Here is a 22615-nt window from a genome sequence, read left to right as displayed (position 1 = left end):
ATATACTTCTTTCATAGTCAACATCATTCCTCATTTGATATAAGGGATTACTCATCTGCTAACTGTGGCAGCTCCACTCCTATTACTTAACATAGCCAACTTATCTTTGTATCATTAGCTAGGTCGCCTCTTTCTGGCCACAGGTTGGCTAACGTTAATATTGTTTAGTTGTACTCAAGGTATTATGTACTTTCCTCACCCTATCCCTTACGGCCGTCAACATATTACGGAGGCTGACGTTCAAGCTGTTACTGAAGCTCTGCAGTCAGATTTTCTCACCCAAGGTCCGAAAGTTGCAGAGTTTGAAAACAGGTTCGCGGCTTATGTTGGAGCTACGTATGCCGTGGCTGTAAGCAATGGTACAGCTGCACTGCATTTGTGTACCTTAGCATTAGGTGTACAATCCGGTCATCGTGTCATTACAACACCCATCACCTTTGCGGCTTCGGCTAACTGCATACTCTATTGTGGTGGCGAAGTGCATTTCGCAGACATCGACCCAGCCACGGCGCTGATTGATCTTAAAGCGGTACGTCGTCTGCTAGAAAGCCAGCCGAAGGGCTACTTCCATGGTCTTATTCCAGTAGATTTTGCTGGATTACCTGTGAATTTAGAGGAGGCACGGAAACTAGCGGATGAGTTTGGCCTTTGGCTCGTGGAAGATGCTGCTCATTCACCAGGCGGTTTTTTTGTGGACAGCCAAGGTATTGAGCAATGGTGTGGGAATGGAAAATTTGCTGATTTATCTATTTTTTCCTTCCACCCTGTCAAGCATATTGCTACAGGGGAAGGTGGCATGATTACGACCAATCGGCAAGACCTATATGAGAAGCTACTACTGCTACGCACACATGGTATCACCAAAGATCCAGCGAAGCTGCTCAAAAGCGATGGCGGTTGGTACTACGAAATGCAAACTTTAGGCTACAACTATCGCTTACCAGACATGCTCACGGCGTTAGGTATTAGCCAGCTACAACGGGCAAACGAGGGCTTAGCTCGCCGGCGATTTTTAGCAGCTCGCTATAATGCTGCTTTCGCTAATATGGCTGCTGTGCGCCCTTTAGCGACAGCACCGGGCCATGCGTACCATCTTTATGTAATTCAAGTAGAAGACCGGAAAGGGTTGTACGATTTTCTGCGCGATCGGCAGATCTTTGCACAAGTGCACTACATTCCGGTACATACCATGCCTTACTACCAGGAGCTAGGTTGGAACCCGAGCGATTTTCCACGAGCTGAAGCCTATTATGCGCGCTGCTTAAGCATTCCTATGTTTCCCTCTCTTACCGATGAGGAGCAGCAATATGTGATTAGTAGCATTCAGCAGTTTGTAAAATGAATACTCTATTGGGTGCCGGTATCATTACCCAAGCTCGCATGGGAAGCACTCGCCTTCCTGGGAAAGTGTTGCTCACTGCACGCGGTATCAGCATGTTGCAATATCACGTTGAACGCCTGCGGGCTAGTGAGCTACCCTTGTATATAGCAACGACTACTCGGCCCGAAGATGATTCGATTGAGCAGCACGCTGAGCAGCTAGGAGCAGCCTGTTACCGTGGTGATGTCGATGACGTTTTAAGCCGCTACTATGGCGCGGCTACACACTTTGGGCTCACGACCATTGTGCGCGTAACTTCCGACTGCCCTCTGCTCGATGGTAAACTGATTCGAGCAGCAGTAGAACACTATTTAGCAGCAGCTGACCCTAATCTTTACATCTCTAATGGCATTACTCGGAGTTACCCGCGTGGATTAGATTTTGAGGTATTTTCGTACGCGTTGCTGGTACAGGCACAAAGGCATGCTAGCTCCGCTTCCGATCGAGAACACGTTACACCTTACATCCACCAAAATCGCTCTGGGCAGGTTCAAGTCGAACAAGTAGTGCGCCAGTTAGATGCTAGCCATTATCGACTTACGCTGGATACTGCCAAGGATTTTGCGCTGCTAAAAGAATTATTTGAGCACTACCATGCCGACTCGCTTTCCACCGACGAGCTAATTACTTTATTGGACCAACATCCAGAACTGGTAGCTATTAATGCTGAGGTAAAGCAGAAAAAGTATGATTTCACAAAGTGAACGTAGATTAATAGTCAACCAACTAATCATCTTATCATTACTGTATGCGCCTCATTTTCCGGGCTGACGGCAATGCTCAAATTGGCCTCGGTCATGTTGTACGCTCGTTGGCGTTGGCCGATATCGTGCGCACCATTGGAGAATGTTTGTTTGCCATTCAAGAGCCTTCAGTTGCCATTAGGCAACTTTTGGCGATGGCGCAAGTTCAGCTTCTTGAGTTACCCGCAACGCTTGACTTAGCAACCGAAGCCGCTCAACTAGCTGTGGGTACCGTTCAAGCAACCGATCTTGTCGTGCTCGACGGCTATAGCTTTGACGCTGCTTACCGACAACAACTCCGCACAACTGGGTGCCGTTTAGTAGTCATTGACGACCTACGTTTTGGCTATTTCGATGCCGACTTACTTATCAATCACTCGCCTGGGGTTACGCGGCACATGTATCATACTGCGCCTCATACTCGCTTTTGCCTTGGGCCAGCGTTTTCGCTGCTGCGCAAGCCCTTTTTAGCACACGCTCAGTTACCGGAGCCGACTACTTGCATTGACAGCATACTCCTTTGTTTTGGCGGGGCTGACCCTGTAGGTCTCACTCCGCTTTGTTTATCAGGACTGGTGACTCTGCCAAGCATACAGCAAATAGGAATTATCACGGGTAGCGCTTTTCAGCACAGTGTCGCTTTAAAACAAACCTTAGTGGCACATCCCGACAAGACTATAAGTACCTATCAGAACCTGGACGCATATCAAATGGTATTGCTATTCAAGCAGTATCAAGCAGTTGTTTGTCCAGCCAGCACTATTCTGATCGAAAGCCTTTTTCTAGGCAAAGCTTGCCTGACCGGCTCATATATAGAGAATCAACAAGCACTGGCCGACTATGTACACGTTCACCAACAAGCCTATTCAATCGGCGATTTCACAACACTATCGGCGGCAGCTTTGCACCAAGCGCTAGTCCAAGGGCTAGCTTTTCTCCAAAACACACAGCGCCAGCCATACGTCGTACGGCCCTCCCCTGAACAACTACACGCAGAGTTTCAGCATTTGGCTCAAGCCTAACTTTTAGCATTCATCTTCCTAAATCTTTATTGCTATGGCAGAACAAGAGTTTGCGCATCTGACTAAGGAGTATCTATCCGAACGATTGCAACTCCGTAGCCTCCGCTCAACCGACATTGATGAAGCTTTTTTAACTTGGTTTCAGGACGAGGAGTTGATGCGATTCTACACTAACTCCCGGCAAACGCATACCCTAGAATCGCTATTACGCAACATCCAGGCAGGAGCGGCAACTGATACTAACTATGTATTTGCCATTATCGATCGGGAAACGCAAGCGTTTATTGGCACCATCAAGCTAGGTCCTATTAACCGCGACCATCTTATCTCAGATCTCGTTGTATTGCTTGGTGACCGTCACTTTCACGGTAAGGGCTTAGCAGTAGAAGCTATTCGTTTAGGCAACGCTATTGCCTTCGAAGAATTTGGTTTACGAAAGTTATTCGGTGGTATGTACGCAACCAACGTAAGTTCTTACAAAGCTTATCTGCGGGCGGGCTGGGTTGAGGAAGGCCGGTTGTTAGGGCATTACTTAGTGGATAGTCAACCCATAGACCGCATCCTGATTGCTTGTTTCAATCCTATTTTCTTTCCTTTGCTACCAATAAGCTGACGCCGTGTAAGATTCATTAACTATCTATCATCTTACACGGCGTTTCAATCAGCTTCTTTCTTCGCGCTCTACCCCCTATGTCTTCCCCACTTCTTCGGCCCATGACGGAGGCTGACCTTGAGCAAGTGCGCTTATGGCGTAATTCTCCAGCCGTCAGCCAATTCATGTATCACTCCCGCCTTATTACTCCAGAAGACCAAAAAGCTTGGTTTGAGGGCTTGGCTAACGATCCAACACGCCACTATTGGATTATTCAGCACGCAGATCATGCTGTAGGTGTAGCCAATCTGTACAATATTAACCAGACTTTTAAGAGCTGTTATTGGGCATTCTACCTAGGTGACGGAGGAGGAGGAAGTGCAGGACTGGGCGCGCGGGTGGAATTAGCTATTTTAGAGTATGTCTTCGAAGAGCTGAGCCTGAATAAGTTGCTTTGTGAGGTGTTTGTCAGCAACGATAAAGTGATTCGTCTGCACGAAAAATTTGGTTTTCGCCGCGAAGCTTACTTACGGGAGCATGTTTTCAAAGACAATGTGTTTCGAGATGTTATCGGCCTAGCCTTGCTACGCCGCGAATGGAAGCAAATCCAAGGAACACTGCAGCAACTATTCAAACGATAGGTAGTATTCTTTTCTCCTAGCTTATTTTCTTTAGTTTTTTTATGTCTTTTCCCATCGGCTCCCGTCTTATCGGTCCCGACCAGCCGCCTTTTATCATTGCGGAACTCAGCGGCAACCATAACCAAGACCTGGAGCGCGGCCTCGCCATCGTCGATGCGGTGGCCGCGGCTGGCGCCCACGCCATTAAGCTCCAAACTTATACCGCCGATACCATGACGCTGCCCGGCGCCTACCGCATCGACGACCCCAACTCCCTCTGGTATGGCCGCGAACTGCACGAGTTGTACCAGGAAGCCTATACGCCCTGGGATTGGCACCAGCCGTTGTTTGAGCGGGCCAAGAGTCACGGCATGCTAGCGTTTAGCTCGCCCTTCGATGAGTCGGCTGTCGACTTTCTGGAGACGCTTGACGTACCCGCCTACAAGATTGCCTCCTTCGAGAACACCGATTGGCCGTTGCTGCGCCGGGTGGCCGCCACCGGCAAGCCCGTGATTATGAGCACCGGCGCTAGCACCCTGGCTGAGGTAGCCGAAGCCGTGGCCGTGCTGCGCGAAGCCGGCTGTAAAGACTTGGTGCTGCTTAAGTGCACCAGCACCTACCCCGCCACGCCTCAGAACACCAACCTGCGCACCATCCCGCACTTTGCGCAGCTCTTCCCCGAGTCGCCCGTAGGCCTCTCCGACCATACGATGGGCGTGGGAGCCGCCGTAGCCGCGGTAGCTCTAGGGGCCTGCGTGATTGAAAAACACGTGACGTTACGCCGCGCCGATGGCGGCGTCGATTCGGCTTTCTCGTTGGAACCTGAAGAAGTTGCCGCTCTTGTAACGGAGACCGAGCGGGCTTGGCAAGCACTCGGGCAAATCCAGTATGGCGTGCAGCGCGCCGAGGAAAAGAGCCGCTTGTACAAGCGGTCCATTTATGTGGCTCAGGACATTCGGGCCGGTGAGCCGTTCACGTTGGAAAACATCCGGGTGGTGCGGCCTGGCCTAGGGTTACCGCCACGCTACTACGAGCCGCTGCTCGGTAAGCCTGCCCGCCAAGATTTGCGCGCCGGCACGCCGCTCACTTGGGAGATGCTGTAAGCGCCATGTCGTATTTGGCTGGCTTGGTAAGCCGCACCCGCGACATTCTCCAACTACGGTTTACAGATCTGTTTGCTTCGCTGCCGCCGCGTACACTAGCTGCCATTTCGCCGGCTAGTGCGGTGCGGCGGCTGCTGAAGGTGCTCGGCTACGCGGGCTTGCGGCTGGTCGGCAACATGTTTCAGCCGATTCGCAACGCTGATAGCCTGCACGGCGCGGTGTGGCTCTACGTGGTAAGCCAGAATAACTATGAGGCGCTACACTTTGTGCAAGAAGGTCTACCGGGTAGCGTAGTCGTAGCCGGACAAAGCAAGCAAATAGGACGCTACAATAAGCTCGTACACCGGCTTTCGTTGCGGCGCAAGCTGCTCTACTACTGGCAATTTCCATTTGTCTTAATTGGTTTGCTCCGCCGGGAAGGTCGTCGGGCTTGGCGCTTCTTCGACTTGATCTTCAATGCTATCGGCTACTATGAAGTGTACTGCCGGGTGCTTCAGCAGTACCAGCCACGGGCCATCATCTTTGCCAACGACCACAACGACGATGCCCGGGCGCTGTTGCTAGCGGCTCATCGTTGCGGCGTGCCTACGGCCTACGTGCAACACGCGAGCGTAAGTACCCACTTTCCGCCCCTAGGTTTTGACCTGAGCTTACTGGAAGGACAAGATGCGTTGGACAAGTACCGGCAGTGTGGCCCGGTAGCCGGCCGCGTGGAGCTTGTAGGAATGCCCAAAGCCGATGCTTTCCTAAAGCAGCGTAACCTCAACCCAACGGTGCAGCACCTAGGTATTGCCGCCAACATCCTTGACGATTCGGCGGCTCTTGCTGCGTTGATGGGCCACTTGTACAAGCAATTCCCAGAGCTTACCGTCACGTTCCGTGCCCACCCCGGCGACCCGCGCGACTTTTCGTTTTTGCTCCAGCAGCATCCTAGGCTACAGTTCTCCAAAGCCCGTGAGCAGAACGTTTTTGAGTTTCTGCTGCGACAAGACGCCCTGATTGCGGCCGATACGTCGACGCACTTGGAGGCTACGCTGCTGAACGTGGTCAGTATTTATTACCGCTTCAATACGCACACGGGCACCGATGATTACTACGGCTACGTAGCACACGGGCTGATTGAACGAGCTGATTCGCTGCCAGAAGTAACCGCTTTGCTACGGCGCTACCAGGTGCAAAAGCCCGCCGGCCTATTCCGGCGTGCGGCTTACTATAATGCCACCCTAGGTACCACCGATGAAGGCTACAGCCAAGAGCGGGCCCTACGGGCGTTACAAGAATGGTTGTCGGCTGGCGCTTAGTATCTTCGCCGGCATGGCTCCTGTTCTGCCCAAGGTTTCTGCCGCGGCTGTTTCTGCTGAAACGCGGCTAGCGTATGTGTTACACCATTTTCGGCTGGCGTACGCAGGTGCTGCTCCTGTTTCCATTGGCTATGCCGGTCAACAACCCCAGGTAGAAGTAGCAGATGGCGCCGGTTACTTCTTCGAGCAGCAACTGCCTTATCCGCCGGAGCCTAGCTGGCGCGAGTGGCAAGGCCAGCGACTGCCGTTCTTTTTCGACCTAGCTGCGGACAAACCGGTGCTTGAACGCCGCCCCGAGGGCCGGGCAATTATTCACGCGGATGTGATTTCAGCGGCGTTTTATCTGCTCAGTGGCTGGCAGGAATACTTCTGCGAGGAGCGCGACCGGCATGGCCGTTTCCCGTTCAGTGCCAGCGTGCAGCACCGCTACGGCTTTGTGGCGCTGCCCGTGGTGAACTACTACTTCGACATTCTCCGAGCAGCCGTCGAGCATGTCATAGGGCAACCAATACAGCCACTTCGATGGGAGAATGATGCGCCTTTCGCGGCTTTCATCACGCACGATATCGACAATCTGTTCAGCGCCTGGAAAGCGCCTGCCAAAGCCGCTTTGCTTCGCCGCGAATGGCTGAGCTTCGGTCAGCAACTATGGCAACACTTCACCCAGCGCGACGCTTGGGACAACCTAGCCGAAGTGCACCAAGCCGTGGCTAGCTATGGCGCGAAGAGCACGTTCTTCTTTTTGCCAGAGCGCCGCAAAAGTGCCAACGGTACACCGAATGCTGACTATTATATGCGAGCAGCTTGGCCGCGTATGAAGCCATTGGCAGAAGCCGGGGCTGAAATAGCCGTGCACGGCAGTTTGCTAGCTGCGGATAATCTATGGTTGAAGGATGAAGCTAACTTGGTTGGTGATGATGCCACGAACCTAGGTTTGCGCTTTCACTATTTACGGTGGGAACCGCGCCTGACACCTACCATCGTATCTCAGACTGGTTTTGTCTACGATTCCACCTTAGGGTTTGCCGAGCATTTTGGCTTTCGAAATTCCTATTGCTTGCCGTTTTACCCATTCAATTTTGAACGCGGCGAAGCATTCGAATTCCTCGAAATCCCGCTCAACGTGATGGACGCCACGCTCCACCACCCTAGCTATTTGCAGCTAGCTCCCGACGAAATCTTGCCGGCTCTCACGCCTATGTTTCAGGAAATCGAGCGGTTTGGGGGAGTATGTACGCTGCTGTGGCACAACGAGAACTTCGACCCAGCCAACACGCGCAATGGTCCGCAACAGTTTCGAGAGCTAATGGAGTACCTTCGCGGCCGGGGCGCGGCATTCGTGACAGGTCGGGAAGTAGTGGATATTTTCGCCACCCGCTCCTGACCTCACCCTAACTTCTCACCTCAAGAGCAGGGCTTATATCCATTGTTGCCTAGGCGCTTAGCAGGCTCCGCACGACGTACCAACGGAGATGCCCTAAGTTGCTCACCATTTCACTACTCACCATTTCACCGACTTGGGCATCGTTCAGCGGCAAGGGCTGCGTAATACTATCATTTCCTACATCGGCCTAGGGCTAGGTTTCGTGAATACGGCCCTGGTGCTGCCGAACTTTCTGGAGCCGCAGCAGCTAGGTCTCACGGGCACGCTGAGTTCCATTGCCACGCTCTACGCGCAGGTTGCTGCTTTTGGGTTTGCGAGCGTGGGCATCCGGTTCTTCCCCTATTTCCGCAACCCGGAGGCGCGGCACCACGGGTTCCTGCCACTGCTGTTGGGCGTGCCGTTGCTCGGCTTCGTAGTCGTGACGGCGCTGTACTTTGTGGGCGAGCCGCTGATGCTGCACTGGTACGCCGACGATGCGACCTTACTACAACCGTACTACGCCTGGGGCGCGGTGCTAGCGTTGTTCATGCTGCTGTATTCGTTGCAAGATGCCTATCTCAAAGGCTTGTACCACACGGCGGTTTCCTCTTTCATTCAAGACATTTTGCAACGGCTCCTCATCGTCGCTGGGGCGTTGCTATACGCGTGCGGAGTCCTGCCATTTAGTGGCTACGTGGTGTGGTATGTAGGCGTCAATGGCACCATTTCGCTGCTACTAACGGGCTACCTAGCTTACCTCAAGGAGCTTCACCTACGCCCAACGCGGGCGGCTTTGCAGATCAAACCCTTACGCGAGCTACTGAGCATGGGCGGTTTTACCTTGCTCGGGACGCTCTCCGGTACCATCATCATGAACATCGACATGCTAATGGTTGGGGCGCAAGTAAACCTAACGGCAGCAGGCATTTATGGGGTGGCGGCTAATATTAGCACGGCGCTAGCTATTCCGGCTCGCTCGCTCAATAAGATTGCTTTTCCGCTGCTGGCCGACTACTGGAAGCAGCAGGACCTGCCCCGCATGGCCGACTTCTACCGTCGCACGACGCTGCTGAACACGGCAATCGGTTGCTACCTAGCGTTAGGCATTGGGTTGAACATAGATTTCATCTATTCACTGATGAAAACGCGCTACGCGGAGGGCGCTTTCGTGGTCTTGTTGCTCTTGGGTAGCCGCCTCTTCGACAGCATTACGGGCGTGAATGGCCTCATCGTTGTTACCTCACCGCGCTACCGTTACGATCTCATTTTCAATACTTCCCTATCTATTTTAACCGTAGCCCTGAACTGGATACTCATCCCAAAGCTAGGCATCAGCGGGGCGGCCGTGGCGGCGGTTATTGCGCAGGTGAGTATCAACGTGGCCCGCACGTGGTTTGTGTGGTACAGCTACCGGTTGCAACCATTCACTTGGCGTATTCCGCTGGTGTTGGGCATTGCCGCCGCCGCTGCCCTAGCGGCGTGGCTAGTACCGCTGCTACACTCCCTGCTTCTGACTATGCTAATCCGCTCAGTGGTGCTAACGGCGGTGTATGGCGTTTTGCTGCTACTTACGCGTGCCGTGCCAGAGGTGAATGGCTTGGTGCAGAACCTAGCTCGTAAGCTAAGATCTTAAAAGTCAGCTCCACGCGTTATTCGGCCGGATTTGTACTCTGCAGCATCCACACTGCTAGGGCCCTTTCCCAGGTACCTGCTTCACAGACAGATACTATAAATTCGACTCAATTAGCTTAGTAGGTTCTGTTGCTTGCTGCACCCGACGGCACGCAACAACGAAAAGCACCGCCGCAGCAAGCAGCAACAACGTCAATTGCAATGGCGGGGGTAGTTGCCGGAGCATTTCCGCTTTGCTTTCATTTAGCGCATTAGGGGGTTGCTGCATCAAGGTCCAGCCTATCATATTGTTCAGGGAGTGCGCAACAATGCACGCACCCAACGACTGAGTGCGATAATATAGCCAGCCCAAAAACAAACCCAATACCATAGCCGATACAGCGTGCATGGGGTAGAGATGAATAATACCGAACAGTAAGCTAGACTGAATAATGGATTTGCGAGGACTGTAGTTCTTCAACAAGCCTGATAATAGCAGTCCCCGAAAGAACAGTTCTTCTAAAATAGGAGCCGTAATGCAAACCACTACGAAGGAAAGCACCGGCCATTGATGCAGCTCTGTTAGCATCTTGTTTGTCCAGTCGGGCAAGGGCAGAAAGACTACCAACGTCCGCAACACGAGTTGAGCTAGCACCAGTACTGGCAGCAGCATATACACAATTGGCAGCTCGCGGGAAGCCAGTAGGCGCAACCGAACACGGCGCACTGCGGGCACTTTCCAAAGCAGAAAAACCAGCGCAAGTACTTTTGATAACTCGCTGACTGATACCAGCGTGATCATACGACGCGTTGGCGAATCATGCAAGAATAGCGGCACGGCCACAATGCCCACCACAAGGGACATCAGTAGAAACCACCCTAGAGCTCCCCAACTTTCTGCAACAGTCGGGTACGCGTAAGTCTTGGGTTCCGGCTCTTGCGTTTCCGAGTCAAGTATAGATTGTTCCATCAGGTACGGAGAGGTAGTAGGAATAGAAACTACAGGCTCTAAAACTACCTGAACGGCAACAGCTTTCATACGCTGTTCTGTGTGTAGCTAGGTTTATAATTTGGTCGTTCGAAGATTCAGATTACAAACCTAGCTAGACCTAAGCGCGCACGTGCTAAGCTACTGTACCTGTGTGCCCTGCGGCTCTATAGAAGCATCGGCCTGCTGCCCCAACCCTAGCTTGCTGTGTTTCTTGCCGTAGGCGAAGTAAATAACCAGCCCAATAGCCAACCACACAAACAGCCGAATCCAAGTGTCTTTTGGCAACGACACCATCATCACCAGACAGGTGAGAATACCGAGGATGGGCACCACCGGCACCCAGGGCGTGCGAAACGGCCGCGGCGTGTTAGGCTCGCGCTTACGCAAAATGAGGATGCCGACGCACACCATCACGAAAGCGAGCAACGTACCGATGCTCGTCATTTCGCCGACCACGCTGATCGGCACGAGGCCCGCGAACAAGCTGATAAATACGCCCAGTAGCAGATTTGACTTGTGTGGCGTCTGGAAGCGCGGGTGCAGCTGCGAGAACACGCCCGGCAATAGCCCGTCGCGCGACATGGTAAAGAACACGCGGCTCTGCCCTAGCAAGTCGACTAAAATTACCGACGTGTAACCGATCAGAATGGCAACAATGATAGCGGAGCTGAGCCAGGCGTACGGCGTTTTCTCAATAGCAATGGCAACCGGCGCGGCGCTGTTTTTGAACTCCGTGTAGTTGGCCAACCCCGTCATCACGTACCCAAACAGCACGAAAAGCACCGTGCACACTACCAGCGACCCGATAATGCCGATAGGCATGTTGCGCTGCGGGTTCTTGGTTTCCTGCGCCATGGTGGCCACAATGTCAAAGCCAATAAATACGAAGAACACCACTCCTGCTCCGCGCAGAATACCGCTCCAGCCAAACTCGCCGAAGTTGCCCGTATTGGCCGGAATATAAGGGTGATAGTTAGCTGGATCAATGTATTTCCACCCTAGGGAAATAAACACCAACACCACCAACACCTTCAGAGCCACAACAATAGCATTGAAAACAGCCGACCCTTGCGTACCCCTAATGATGATGGCCGTGATAGCCAGCACCACCAGAATAGCGGGCAGGTTGACAAAGCCCGTGACCTGGGCTCCGCTCGCCAGCGTGATTGTTTCGAACGGCGACGCCACGAGCTGCGGCGGAATATGCAAGTCGTATTTGCTCAGAAAGCGCACCAAATATTGCGACCAGCTAATAGCGACTGTGGCCGCTCCCACCGAATATTCAAGCACTAAATCCCACCCAATAATCCAGGCAAATAGTTCTCCTAAGGTGGCATAGGCGTAAGTGTACGCCGACCCAGCTACCGGCACCATCGAGGCAAACTCAGCGTAACATAAGGCCGAAAACGCGCAGCCTACCGCCGCTACCACAAAAGATAGTGTAACAGCCGGTCCGGCGTGATTAGCAGCAGCAATACCCGTGAGCGAAAACAGCCCTGCCCCGATGATAACGCCAATGCCGATGGCAATAAGATTGAAGCCGCCGAGGCTGCGCTTTAAGGTGTTCTTTCCTGTTTCGGCCGCCTCCCGCTGGAGCAGGTCGAGTGATTTTTTGAGCATGGTTCAGAGTAAAAATAGATCATCAGCAAGCCTGGCAAAGGCCCGAATGTGCTTCTTACGGCCAGACGAGTGCTAGGGAGTAGCCAGCAACCACAAAGTACCTGGAGTTGTTGGAAAGAATTACTGTTCGATTTCCTGCGCAGCCACTTCCTGCCTCCTTTACGCCTAGCTCAGACGTGGGCGATGCACCTAGGTTGAGAAGCTACTCACCAGCAGCTAACAGCTGCGGCGTAGCATGCTGCCACCGCATGCGGTAGCAATTCATCGCGGTATTACCAAGCTGCTCAATGAGCCGATAATTAGCGACGGCCCCAACGGCCGCGCCGATCACGGGCACCAGTTGCGCTAGCTTAGCTAGGTCGATGTAGTCGCGGTACTCTTGCTGGAAGGTGCGCCAGTCGAATTCGTGCACGTCGGCGGGTAGGGTGTGGCGGTAAGCTTCCCAATCGGCGAGTTGGCGGTACACCTCGTTGCGGGTGTGCTGGCTGCTGAAAGCCAGCTGAAACACGTGCAGCAGGTACAGGCGCTCCGTGTAATCTTTCACGTCGTAGCCGTAGAGCGCGGCAAGGTCGAAGAGCAGCTTCAGCTTGAGTCCCAGCAGCAATGGAAAGTCTGCTAGGCCAAACAGAAAGCCGCCGGCGCCCGTCACGGCTCCTTCGGCGGCGGCCATGGTGCGGTAATCGCGTACGTGGGCACGCACGGCAGTTTCGCGCGCTTCTAGGCTAGCTGCCAGCAGAGGCTTGCGGGTGGTGTGCATGGAGCCGAACAGCACTCCGCGCACCATCTGCTTGATGGCAGTCGTGATGGCCGCGTGGAGCTTCTCGGGCAGCAACGCGTTAAGGCGCGCTTGCACCCGGCGTGCTACCCGGTCCAGAATCGACGGGCGCTGCTGCATCTTGCGCTGCCAGGTTTGCAATTCTTCAGCAGCTTGCTGTTCGTAAGGACTCATGAGCGGAAGAGTAAGACGACGGTTTGGGGCCGGCTAGGCTAGCTGGTTTTCAATTGATAAATCCGCTCGATAATCTCCACTACTTTCAACCCTTCCGAGGCGTTGGTGGTAGCCGAGCATCGCTCCCGCACAGTATCAACTACATTCTCAATTACTTGCACATGATTGGCAGCGCTGCCCTGGTAGGCACCATAATCGTTGGCGGGGTTCGTGGGAGCTAGCTCGGGCATGGTGTAGTCGCGCAGGTGGCAGTACTCTACTTGGTCCATGTACTGACCACCAATGCGCAGGCTGCCGTGTTCGGCAACTACCGTAAGGCTGCTTTCTAGGTTCCGGTCCCATACGGCAGTGCTATACTGCAAGGTGCCGCTGCCGCCGCGCACCAAGTCAAACGTGACAAGGCCGCTATCCTCAAACTCGATGACCCCTTGGTGGTTGAAGTCGCGGAAGCGGGCCGCGATGTTGGTGATATCGCCGAAAACCCAGTACAGCAAATCGACGAAGTGACTGAACTGGGTAAAGAGCGTACCGCCATCCTGGGCGAGGGTGCCTTTCCAGGGGCTAGGTTGGTAGTAGCGGGCGTCGCGGTTCCAGAAGCAATTAATCTGCACCAAATAAATCTGACCTAGCTTGCCCGCGTCGTAGAGCTGCTTGAGCCATGCAGCCGGCGGCGAGTAACGGTTTTGCATCACCCCAAATGCACAGCGCCCGGCCTGCTCGGCCGCCCGCACGATAGCCTCCGCATCAGCCGTGTGCAAGGCCATTGGCTTCTCCACAACTACGTGCAATCCATGTTGCAGCCCGGCAACGGCCTGCGAAGCATGCAGGTAGTTCGGGGTTGCGACAGTGAGTACGTCGGCGGCTGGACCTTTCGCTAGGTACTCGTCGAGGGAGGCGAAAAACGGCACCCCGTACTCGGCTTCGAGCGCAGTTTTCAGCTCGGTGCGCGTATCGATCAGCGCAACTAACTGAGCACCCGCTTGGCGCGAAACCAGCGTAGCATGGCGGCGCCCAATGTGCCCTACCCCACAAATGACGAAGCGCACAGTGCCAGTGGGCGCCGGAGTAGCTGGCGTTGGGTGTTCGGCTACTTTTTCGAGACCTAGCCTAGCGGCTGCCACCGCATCTTGCAGAGGTTTGAGTTTGGCGAGGGAAATGAAAGGAGGCTGTTGGCTCATGCGGAAGGGGAAGGTACCACGAAAAATGCGCGAACTACTTCCGCAATGTACTCAAGTTGCGCCGAGGTAAGAGTAGGATGAATAGGCAAGGATAACACGGTAGTACACAAGCGCTCAGCCACCGGAAACTGTCCGGCCGCATACCCTAAGTATTGGTAGGCGGGCTGCAAGTGCGTGGGCACCGGATAATAGACCACACTCGGTACACCGTGGTGCTGTAGATGCTGCTGAAGTAAGTCGCGCTGCTGGGCGCTAGATAAGGTGAGCGTGTACTGGTGAAAAACGTGACTGCTGCGTGGGTCACGCGCCGGAATTTGCAGTGCGGGCGTGGCTTGTAGCGCAGCATCATAGTAGGCGGCTACGCGCTGCCGGGCGGTGGTCCAGCTGGCCAGATAACGCAGTTTTACGCGTAGCAAAGCCGCTTGCAGCGTATCTAGGCGCGAGTTGAGGCCAATGTATTCGTGGTGGTATTTGCGGGTTTGGCCGTGGTTGGCAAGCTGACGCAAATAGGTGGCTCGTCGGGCGTCGCGCGTGAGCAAAGCCCCACCATCACCAAGCGCACCTAGGTTTTTGGAAGGGAAAAACGACGTAGTTCCCACCACCCCCACCGTACCGGCGTAGCGCTCAGTGCCATCCTCAAACTGATACGTAGCCCCAATAGCCTGGGCGTTGTCTTCTATGAGCGCCACGTTATACCTGTTGGCTACTTGCGCTAACAAGTCAAGGTCAGCACATTGCCCAAATAAATGCACGACGATAATGGCACCCGTGCGGGGCGTGATGGCCGCTTCCACAGCCGCCGGATCGAGGCCAAAGGTAGCTGCTTGCACATCGACCACTACCGGGCGCAAGCCGAGGATAGCAACGGCCTCCGCGGTGGCAATGTAAGTAAAGGCGGGTAGTATCACTTCGCTGCCTGGAGCTAGGTTCAAGCTCATTAGGGCTAGCTGTAGGGCATCGGTGCCATTGCCGCAGGGCACCACGTGCGCCTCACCTAGGTAGGCGCCTAATTCTAAAGCAAAGCGCTCAACCTCAGCGCCCTGAATGAAAGCTGCTTCCGCCAGAACGGTCTGGAGCGCGGCGTCGAGTTCGGGCTGAATAGCTGCGTGCTGCGCAGCTAGGTCCAGCAGCCGGATGGGGGCTGGAGGCGTCGAAGGTAAGGACAAGTGGATAAGTGCTAGAGGATGCGTGCCAAAGATAGAAACCGCGTTCTATCTACCTCAATCTAGGCAGACCGCAACCAGGCGGCAAAAGCTTGCGTTAAGTGAATCAAAGGTTTACCCCCGATATACTCTTTATTCCTGCACTTTTCACACCCTACCAACATGTTAAAAAAGATTCTAACCATTAACGCCCTAACGCTCGCTTTGGCAGTCGGTGGTGTTTCTCTTTCTCAGACTAGCTGCTCACAAGCAGATAAAAAAGAAGCGGCCCAGGAAACCGACCAGGCCTACAACAACTTCAAAACGTTTGTTGCCAACACCGAGTCCGGCGCCAAGGATGTAGCCAACGAAACGCAAGAAGAGTACGACCAACAAACAGCCAAGCTCAAAGCGGATTACGATTCGGCAGTAGCGGCTATCGACCGGGATGCTGACAAATACGATGATGCCCGGCGCGCTGAAATCGAGCAGCTCCGGGCCCGTTACACCACAGCCTACGACGCTCGCGAGCAAGCTTGGAACAGCCGGGCCGGCGCTGATACTACTACCCTCAGCACTACCACTGCTTCTACCAGTGCTACCGCCACGAGCAGTGCCCCAAGCAAGCTAGGTAAATACTATAAACCCCTCAGCCCTGCCGCTGCGATGACGGCCGCCAATGCCCGTACCACTTACGAAGCGTTTGTACAGCGGATAAAGCAAAATGAAGACCGCTACGACATTGACGACTGGCGCAACATCAACGCCGAATGGCGCGCTATGGACGCCAAGTACGATCAGGTAAAAGCCAACGTAAGCGGCTCCGACAAAGCAGAAATCACGAAAGAGAAGCTGAAATACGCTGCCTTCAAATCGTTTGACAAAGCCGAAGCCCGGGGCTCGCAAGTAGGCGACCTAGTAACGGGTGACAAAGCCGAAGCAAAAGCCAAAGGCGGTGGCGTAGAGCTAAAACAGTCGGCCAAGAACACTGGCAAAGATGTCGGCAATGCCGCTAAAAACGTCGCGCAGGGCGCCGAGAAAGTAGGCAAAAAAGTAGGCGGCGCCGTGAAAGGAGCCTTTAAGGACGTGAAGGAAGAAGTGAAAGGCGACAAGAACGAGTAGCCCTCCCCTCCTAGTCTTGCATCCGCGAGTCTGAAAAATGCCCTAGAGACAGTTCTTTACGAAGAGCTGCTTCTAGGGCTTTTTTAATTGACTTTTCGCTGGGCTAGCTAGCTCGGTCAGGAGCCAATACAGCTTCAATCGGTCAAGCCGACCTAGCTTTGGGGTAGGCGAAAGCAGGTTTTGCCGCATATGCGGCTCACGCAGGCGTAAGGCCGCACGTATTGCGCTATCAAGGCCCACCCGTTGCAACAACAGCGCCGTGCGTAGTAGTTTGGTTTTGTTTGCGCCCAATCCCTCGTGTTGATAAAGCCATGCTAGGTTGCGTACGCCTTCCTGCGTTTTTTGCAGAAATACCTCGGCCGACTCCAACATATTGTGCAACACCGGATTATCGATGTGAGCTACCGGAATATGAGCGGCTTCTAGGTCCCACCCAAAGCGGGTATCCTCATGGCCATAGCCCGTTAGGTGCTCATCCAGTGGGTGCTGGCGCAAAACTTCGGCGCGAAGCAACACATTTTTTAGATTGAAATTGGCATAAGGCCTCTTCTGACGGAAAACGGCTGGGCGCGCTTCCCGCTTACGGCCGTAACACCAGCGGAGAATAAATGGTAGTTGGGTGGGGGCAAATGGCTCGTACGTACTCCCACCTACCAGCACCGGAGCCTGATCGAGGGCCGCAGCATAGCGGGCCAGAAAGCCAGTTTCCGGTAGTTGTACATTGTTATCCAGCAAGAGCAGCCACGGGTATTGCGCCCGCGCCGCCAAACGGTTGCGAATAGCGGCCCGACCAATATTGCGTGGTAGTTCTTCGTACTGTACGCCAGGTAAGCCTGCTACCGAACGATTCAGCTCCCGCGTAGCTTCTTCCGATTCGTCATCGAGGCAAATGATTTCTACTGGCCCGTCCCACTCCGCCAACTGCGCCTGCAATGTTTGCACTAGCTTCCTCACGTCGCGGTTATAGACCGGAATCAGGATGGATAGGCCAGGCATTTTGCGGGTAATAATTAACAGTGAATGATGTGCGATGGATCAAGCCACCAACGTTCCGGGGCGAAAGCTAAGAAAAGTACAGCTTTTCCCTAGTCTAGTCTTAACTTAATTCTATCCCAATGCGCGTCGAGTCGAGTAATTGGCCCTCTTTGCACTGCAATACTCGCTTGGGGTACTGTTTGATGATCTGATAATTATGCGTCGCCATCAGCACGGCCGTTCCAGCATTGTTAATTTCAACAAAGAGCCGCATGATGCTGTCGGCCACATCAGGGTCGAGGTTGCCGGTGGGCTCGTCGGCCAATAAAAGCAACGGCTCATTCAACAACGCGCGGGCAATAACGACACGCTGCTGCTCACCACCGGAGAGTTGGTGGGGCATTTTGGCGGCAGCACCGGCTAGTCCTACACGCATGAGCACTTCCGAAATGCGCTGCTGAATCTTGGCCCGTCCTTTCCAGCCTGTAGCTTTGAGTACGAACGTCAGGTTCTCAGCCACGCTTCGATCAAATAGCAGCTGAAAGTCCTGGAAAATGATACCTAGCTTGCGCCGCAGAAAGGGCACGTTGGTCGTATCTAGCTTAGATAGGCCATACCCAACTACTGTAGCACTTCCGCTCCCGAGCGGCAAATCGGCGTACAGCGTTTTCAGCAATGAGCTTTTGCCCGAACCCGTACGCCCTACCAGATAAGCAAACTCCCCTTTGTCGAGGGCAAAGCTCACTTTTTGCAGCACAGTATTCACGTCCTGCATCACGTACGCATCGTGAAGCTCAATAACGGGGGCAGAGGGTTGCATACACAGTTAAAAAGAGCAGCAAAGGACTTGGACGCTATACGTCGAGCTTTTGCAGTTTACCAAATTCCAATCCGCTGATAACATTCGCCAGCTCAGTCTCTTTGCCTTCCAGCCCGTAGCGGTGCAAATCCTTCAGAGGCCGGTCGGCGCGGAAATAGGCAATGAGCACGAATGCTTCATCGCGCAGCTGAATGTAATCCGGAATCTTGGCTTTGCCTTTTACCTTGATGATGTACATGGGTCGGATAACTAAATGGCTGAATGGTTGAATAACTAAATGGGAGGCATGTTAGTAAAGCCAACAATCAACCATTCGGCTATCTAAGCAATTAGCCATTCACTTTCTTATGATCGGCGAGGAACTGCGCGAGGCCTTTATCCGTCAGCGGATGATATAATAAGCCTGTAATAACGCTCAGCGGGCAGGTAACTACATCTGCACCAAGCTCCGCGCACTGAATCAGGTGCGGCACGTGGCGCACTGACGCCGCCAGCACCTGCGTTGAATAGCCGTAGTTACTAAAGATATCGACGATCTGCTGAATAAGCTGTAAGCCATCGGCCCCGATATCATCCAAGCGGCCCACGAACGGCGACACGTACGTTGCCCCGGCCTTCGCTGCTAGCAGGGCTTGACCCGCCGAAAAGATGAGCGTGCAGTTGGTCTTGATCCCCTTCTCCGAAAAATACTTGATAGCCTTTACCCCGTCGCGGGTCATGGGCACTTTCACGACGATGTTGGGGTGCAGATCGGCAAACATTTCGCCCTCACGAATAATATCTTCATACTCTGTCCCAATTACTTCCGCCGACACATCACCATCTACCAACTCGCAAATCTGTTGGTAATGAGCCATGATATTGTCCATGCCTTTAATGCCTTCTTTGGCCATTAAGGAGGGGTTGGTCGTGACGCCATCTAGTACTCCTAGCTCTACGGCTTCCTGAATGTCTTTGAGGTTGGCGGTGTCGATGAAGAATTTCATTGGGTAATGAGTCAAAAAAAGAATGCCCCAAAGCTAACCTTTTGCCGGCAAAGCGGCAGGAGTTATCCTTGGGGCATTTCGGAAAGGGCAAAAAAAAGCGAACCAATATCGCACCGCTCAACCACCTACCCTTGCTACCTTCCGGTCCTGGGGGAGTTCAGCAGGAGCTGGTCGTACTGATTCGCCGGTGCAAAGATAGGAAAGGCTTCTTACGAAACCAGCATTAGCGTCAGTTTTTTCGGGAATTAGCTACGTTGTGAACGTACGATTAGCTATCTAGCTGGCTGACATGCCTTTATTTGGTGAGCAGTTGCGCGCTCCTTCTGTGCTCTGCTAGTGCTTCCAGGCCTTCTGTGCTGCTTTGCTACGTTTCTTGAGCTGCTTCTTGTATTTATCGATGGGAGTAAGGCTGAAGGTAAGCGGCTCGGAACCTAGCATCTGTTGCTCATCTTCCTCGTAACCGGCATAGCTTACATGAATCATCGGCTTTTCAGCAGCTGTACGGAGTACAAAACCACCAGCAGAATTAGTACTAGCTGCCCCATTTTTCTCACCTACTACCATAACGGAGGCTCCGGCCAGGGGCTGGCCCATGTTGCTAAGCACGGTACCTGTTATTTCGCGTGGCTCTTGCCCCGATTGCGCTTTGGCGGTGAGGGCAACAAATGACCAGAATAGAATAATAAGATAGGAAACAACGGTTTTCATGCTACTAAACTGTGTGAAGAAAGAATGAGTGGGAAAACTCGGCGGGCAGTAGAACGGGCAAGTACGTCAACAAGTAGGGTTACTACGCCTCACTTATATAATAAAAAACCTATTCTCTGGCAGCACTACTAAAGCTGATTGGTTAAGGATAGCTTGCTGAGTAGCAAAAATGTTGCACAAAATGAGGCGACTGAATAGTAGAACGTAAGAAAGTAGATAAATACTATTTGATACTGGATAGAGTACGCGTTGCTTCCGCTAGGGTCAGCTAGCTTGTCCCAAGAAGCAACGCATCATTTGCACTTCGGCAAATTTTGCGTGACGCCTCGCCCCTGCCTACCTTTGCCCATGCCACAACAAATTCTGATTCTTGATTTCGGCTCCCAGTACACGCAGCTCATTGCCCGACGCATTCGGGAGCTGAACGTTTACTGCGAGATTCATCCTTTCACGCACGCCCCGGCCCTCACTGAGGATATCCGGGGCGTGGTGCTTTCTGGCTCCCCGTGCTCGGTGCGCGACCCTGAATCTCCAAACCCCGATTTGAGTGCCTACCTAGGTCGGGTGCCGGTGCTGGGCGTGTGCTACGGCGCCCAGCTGCTTGCCCACCAGAGTGGCGGCGATGTGCTGCCCGCCACCATCCGGGAATATGGTCGGGCCCACCTCACCCACATCAATCAGCACCATCCGTTGCTGCGCGGTCTTACGCCTGGCTCTCAGGTATGGATGTCGCACGGCGACACGATTAAGACGCTACCCGAGGGCTTCCTAACCATTGCCGGCACGCCCGATGTACAGGTGGCCGCCTACGAAATTGAAGGACAGCCCACGTTCGGCATTCAGTTTCACCCCGAGGTGACGCACTCCACGGAGGGCAAACTACTGATGCACAACTTCGTGGTGGATATTTGTGGCTGCGACCAGGACTGGACGCCCGAGCACTTCGTGGATTCGATGGTAGCTTCGCTGCAACACACCATTGGTCCCGATGATCAGGTGATCCTAGGTCTGTCGGGGGGCGTTGATTCCAGCGTAGCGGCGTTGCTGCTGCACCGCGCCATTGGTCCGCGCCTGCACGGCATCTTCGTCGACAACGGTCTGCTGCGCAAAGATGAGTACGAAGGCGTATTAGAAGCCTATAAGGTGCTAGGTCTGAATGTGCGCGGCGTGGATGCTTCGCAGGAGTTTTACACCGCCCTAGCTGGTCTTACTGACCCGGAACAGAAGCGCAAGGCCATTGGCCGCACCTTTATTGAAGTGTTCGACCGAGAGGCGCACAAAGTAGACGGCGCTCGGTGGCTTGCCCAAGGCACTATTTACCCCGATGTGATTGAGTCGGTCTCGGTGAAAGGGCCGGCCGTGACCATCAAGAGCCACCACAACGTGGGCGGCCTGCCGGAAAAGATGAACCTAAAAGTGGTAGAGCCGCTACGAGCACTGTTCAAAGATGAAGTGCGCGAAGTAGGCGATGCCCTCGGTCTGCCGCACAACATCTTGCACCGCCACCCCTTCCCCGGACCGGGTCTCGCTATCCGCATTCTGGGCGATATCACGCCAGAGCGGGTGCACATTCTCCAAAAAGCCGACGCCATCTTTATCGACGGCCTGCGCGAATACGACCTCTACGACCAAGTATGGCAGGCGGGCGTGATGCTACTACCGATCCATAGCGTGGGCGTGATGGGTGACGAGCGCACCTACGAGCAAGTAGTGGCCCTACGTGCCGTCACCAGCGTTGATGGTATGACGGCCGACTGGGCGCACCTCCCCTACGAGTTCCTGGCGCATATTTCCAACAAAATCATCAACCAAGTGCGCGGCATCAACCGCGTGGTGTACGACATCAGCTCGAAGCCCCCTGCAACCATTGAGTGGGAGTAGAGAGTAACTTAATAAGGGAGTAACTAAGCAAGATTACTCTTTATAGAATGCGCAAGGCCGCTCCGGTACTCCGGGGCGGCCTTTTGTTTTGAACTTACTGATTTGTGGGCTTTATTATCACCTCTGCGCGTTATCTGCCAGAATCTTTTCCACTTCCAACAGCAAGGCCGTATTCTCCAGAATCTCCCACAGCTGCGCTAATTCAATGGCCGTGAAAACCATCGCCATCTTCTGGGCGGGCGTACGCACAGCGATGCATCGTTCCTCAGGGTCTTTTGGGAGTAGGTGCTGCTCGTAGTAAATGGCCCCGATATGCTCTTTAAACAGAAAGAAATCATCTAGAGTAGCTGCTAGGGCTAGGTTGCCAAAGCACAAGTGCAAGTGCTGCGTACGAGGGCATCGCGCGCAATAGCCAAAGTCGTTATGATGAAAGAACTGGGCCATGAATATATCCTTGGGTTATGCCCAAAGATAGGTTGACCACTTACTTCGGCAAAGTTTATTTAG

The 22615-nt window shown here is 53.7% G+C and carries 22 protein-coding genes and 1 other RNA gene; 11 read left to right on the top strand and 12 right to left on the bottom strand.

Annotated elements, in window-relative coordinates; genetic code table 11:
• The first annotated feature begins 184 nt into the window (after positions 1 to 184).
• The 9 genes from pseC to BXP70_RS17395 all read left to right on the top strand — a co-directional run bounded on the left by pseC (position 185) and on the right by BXP70_RS17395 (position 9758).
• On the top strand, positions 185 to 1342 hold the full coding sequence (gene pseC / locus BXP70_RS17435) for a UDP-4-amino-4,6-dideoxy-N-acetyl-beta-L-altrosamine transaminase (protein ID WP_086595388.1): 1158 nt from the start codon (positions 185 to 187) through the stop codon (positions 1340 to 1342).
• Positions 1339 to 2085, top strand: a complete 747-nt coding sequence (locus BXP70_RS17430; protein WP_086595387.1) for a cytidylyltransferase domain-containing protein — start codon at positions 1339 to 1341, stop codon at positions 2083 to 2085. The genes pseC and BXP70_RS17430 overlap by 4 nt, the downstream gene beginning before the upstream one ends.
• Positions 2086 to 2129: 44 nt before the next feature.
• A complete protein-coding gene (gene pseG, locus BXP70_RS17425; protein WP_086595386.1) occupies positions 2130 to 3146 on the top strand; it encodes a UDP-2,4-diacetamido-2,4,6-trideoxy-beta-L-altropyranose hydrolase in 1017 nt (338 codons plus the stop codon).
• A gap of 34 nt (positions 3147 to 3180) precedes the next feature.
• Positions 3181 to 3759, top strand: coding sequence for a GNAT family N-acetyltransferase (locus tag BXP70_RS17420; protein ID WP_086595385.1), 579 nt, complete (start codon positions 3181 to 3183; stop codon positions 3757 to 3759).
• A gap of 101 nt (positions 3760 to 3860) precedes the next feature.
• Positions 3861 to 4379: a UDP-4-amino-4,6-dideoxy-N-acetyl-beta-L-altrosamine N-acetyltransferase gene (gene pseH / locus BXP70_RS17415; protein ID WP_245849667.1), complete on the top strand. Its 519-nt coding sequence runs from the start codon at positions 3861 to 3863 to the stop codon at positions 4377 to 4379.
• 41 nt (positions 4380 to 4420) lie between these two features.
• Complete coding sequence (gene pseI, locus BXP70_RS17410; RefSeq protein WP_086595383.1) at positions 4421 to 5461, top strand: pseudaminic acid synthase; 1041 nt, start codon at positions 4421 to 4423, stop codon at positions 5459 to 5461.
• Positions 5462 to 5466: 5 nt separating this feature from the next.
• Complete coding sequence (locus BXP70_RS17405) at positions 5467 to 6762, top strand: glycosyltransferase family protein (protein WP_086595382.1); 1296 nt, start codon at positions 5467 to 5469, stop codon at positions 6760 to 6762.
• A 13-nt stretch (positions 6763 to 6775) separates the two neighbouring features.
• Positions 6776 to 8146, top strand: coding sequence for a DUF7033 domain-containing protein (locus tag BXP70_RS17400; protein ID WP_086595381.1), 1371 nt, complete (start codon positions 6776 to 6778; stop codon positions 8144 to 8146).
• 133 nt (positions 8147 to 8279) lie between these two features.
• Positions 8280 to 9758 carry a lipopolysaccharide biosynthesis protein gene (locus tag BXP70_RS17395; RefSeq protein WP_086595380.1) on the top strand — a complete coding sequence of 493 codons (1479 nt, stop codon included), beginning with the start codon at positions 8280 to 8282 and terminating at the stop codon, positions 9756 to 9758.
• A 93-nt stretch (positions 9759 to 9851) separates the two neighbouring features.
• On the opposite strand, the gene BXP70_RS17390 is transcribed toward BXP70_RS17395, so the two are convergent.
• The 5 genes from BXP70_RS17390 to BXP70_RS17370 form a co-directional block, all read right to left on the bottom strand.
• Positions 9852 to 10706: a CPBP family intramembrane glutamic endopeptidase gene (locus BXP70_RS17390; protein ID WP_179197730.1), complete on the bottom strand. Its 855-nt coding sequence runs from the start codon at positions 10704 to 10706 to the stop codon at positions 9852 to 9854.
• A gap of 159 nt (positions 10707 to 10865) precedes the next feature.
• Positions 10866 to 12347 (bottom strand): amino acid permease, encoded by a 1482-nt coding sequence (locus tag BXP70_RS17385; protein WP_086595378.1) that lies wholly within the window; start codon positions 12345 to 12347, stop codon positions 10866 to 10868.
• Positions 12348 to 12549: 202 nt separating this feature from the next.
• Positions 12550 to 13296, bottom strand: coding sequence for an EcsC family protein (locus BXP70_RS17380; protein WP_086595377.1), 747 nt, complete (start codon positions 13294 to 13296; stop codon positions 12550 to 12552).
• A gap of 38 nt (positions 13297 to 13334) precedes the next feature.
• Positions 13335 to 14474, bottom strand: coding sequence for a Gfo/Idh/MocA family protein (locus tag BXP70_RS17375; RefSeq protein WP_086595376.1), 1140 nt, complete (start codon positions 14472 to 14474; stop codon positions 13335 to 13337).
• Positions 14471 to 15640: a DegT/DnrJ/EryC1/StrS family aminotransferase gene (locus BXP70_RS17370; RefSeq protein ID WP_245849666.1), complete on the bottom strand. Its 1170-nt coding sequence runs from the start codon at positions 15638 to 15640 to the stop codon at positions 14471 to 14473. The genes BXP70_RS17375 and BXP70_RS17370 overlap by 4 nt, the downstream gene beginning before the upstream one ends.
• 159 nt (positions 15641 to 15799) lie before the next feature.
• Here BXP70_RS17370 and BXP70_RS17365 point away from each other — a divergent pair, with 159 nt between their 5' ends.
• Entirely contained in the window at positions 15800 to 16738 is a 939-nt protein-coding gene (locus BXP70_RS17365; RefSeq protein WP_086595375.1) for a DUF6565 domain-containing protein, read from the top strand.
• Between the two features lie 72 nt (positions 16739 to 16810).
• Here BXP70_RS17365 and BXP70_RS17360 read toward each other — a convergent pair whose 3' ends face one another.
• The 6 genes from BXP70_RS17360 to BXP70_RS17335 form a co-directional block, all read right to left on the bottom strand.
• Positions 16811 to 17734 (bottom strand): glycosyltransferase family 2 protein, encoded by a 924-nt coding sequence (locus BXP70_RS17360; RefSeq protein WP_086595374.1) that lies wholly within the window; start codon positions 17732 to 17734, stop codon positions 16811 to 16813.
• A 100-nt stretch (positions 17735 to 17834) separates the two neighbouring features.
• Positions 17835 to 18533, bottom strand: a complete 699-nt coding sequence (locus tag BXP70_RS17355) for a cell division ATP-binding protein FtsE (protein WP_086595373.1) — start codon at positions 18531 to 18533, stop codon at positions 17835 to 17837.
• A gap of 34 nt (positions 18534 to 18567) precedes the next feature.
• Positions 18568 to 18771 carry a fructose-6-phosphate aldolase gene (locus tag BXP70_RS17350; protein WP_086595372.1) on the bottom strand — a complete coding sequence of 68 codons (204 nt, stop codon included), beginning with the start codon at positions 18769 to 18771 and terminating at the stop codon, positions 18568 to 18570.
• A gap of 91 nt (positions 18772 to 18862) precedes the next feature.
• Positions 18863 to 19519: a fructose-6-phosphate aldolase gene (gene fsa / locus BXP70_RS17345; protein ID WP_086595371.1), complete on the bottom strand. Its 657-nt coding sequence runs from the start codon at positions 19517 to 19519 to the stop codon at positions 18863 to 18865.
• A gap of 91 nt (positions 19520 to 19610) precedes the next feature.
• An RNA gene (gene ffs / locus BXP70_RS17340) (signal recognition particle sRNA small type) lies at positions 19611 to 19707 on the bottom strand.
• Between the two features lie 145 nt (positions 19708 to 19852).
• Positions 19853 to 20227, bottom strand: coding sequence for a carboxypeptidase-like regulatory domain-containing protein (locus tag BXP70_RS17335; protein ID WP_086595370.1), 375 nt, complete (start codon positions 20225 to 20227; stop codon positions 19853 to 19855).
• Between the two features lie 348 nt (positions 20228 to 20575).
• Between BXP70_RS17335 and guaA the strand changes: the two genes are divergently transcribed.
• Positions 20576 to 22108, top strand: a complete 1533-nt coding sequence (guaA, locus tag BXP70_RS17330; RefSeq protein WP_086595369.1) for a glutamine-hydrolyzing GMP synthase — start codon at positions 20576 to 20578, stop codon at positions 22106 to 22108.
• Between the two features lie 117 nt (positions 22109 to 22225).
• On the opposite strand, the gene BXP70_RS17325 is transcribed toward guaA, so the two are convergent.
• Entirely contained in the window at positions 22226 to 22552 is a 327-nt protein-coding gene (locus tag BXP70_RS17325; RefSeq protein ID WP_086595368.1) for a DUF6686 family protein, read from the bottom strand.
• Positions 22553 to 22615 lie beyond the last annotated feature (63 nt).

It is taken from the genome of Hymenobacter crusticola, assembly GCF_002154225.1.
GTDB classification, from domain to species: Bacteria; Bacteroidota; Bacteroidia; order Cytophagales; family Hymenobacteraceae; genus Hymenobacter; species Hymenobacter crusticola.
Note: the sequence above shows the minus strand (reverse complement) of the source record. Positions and strands in the feature narration are given on the sequence as shown.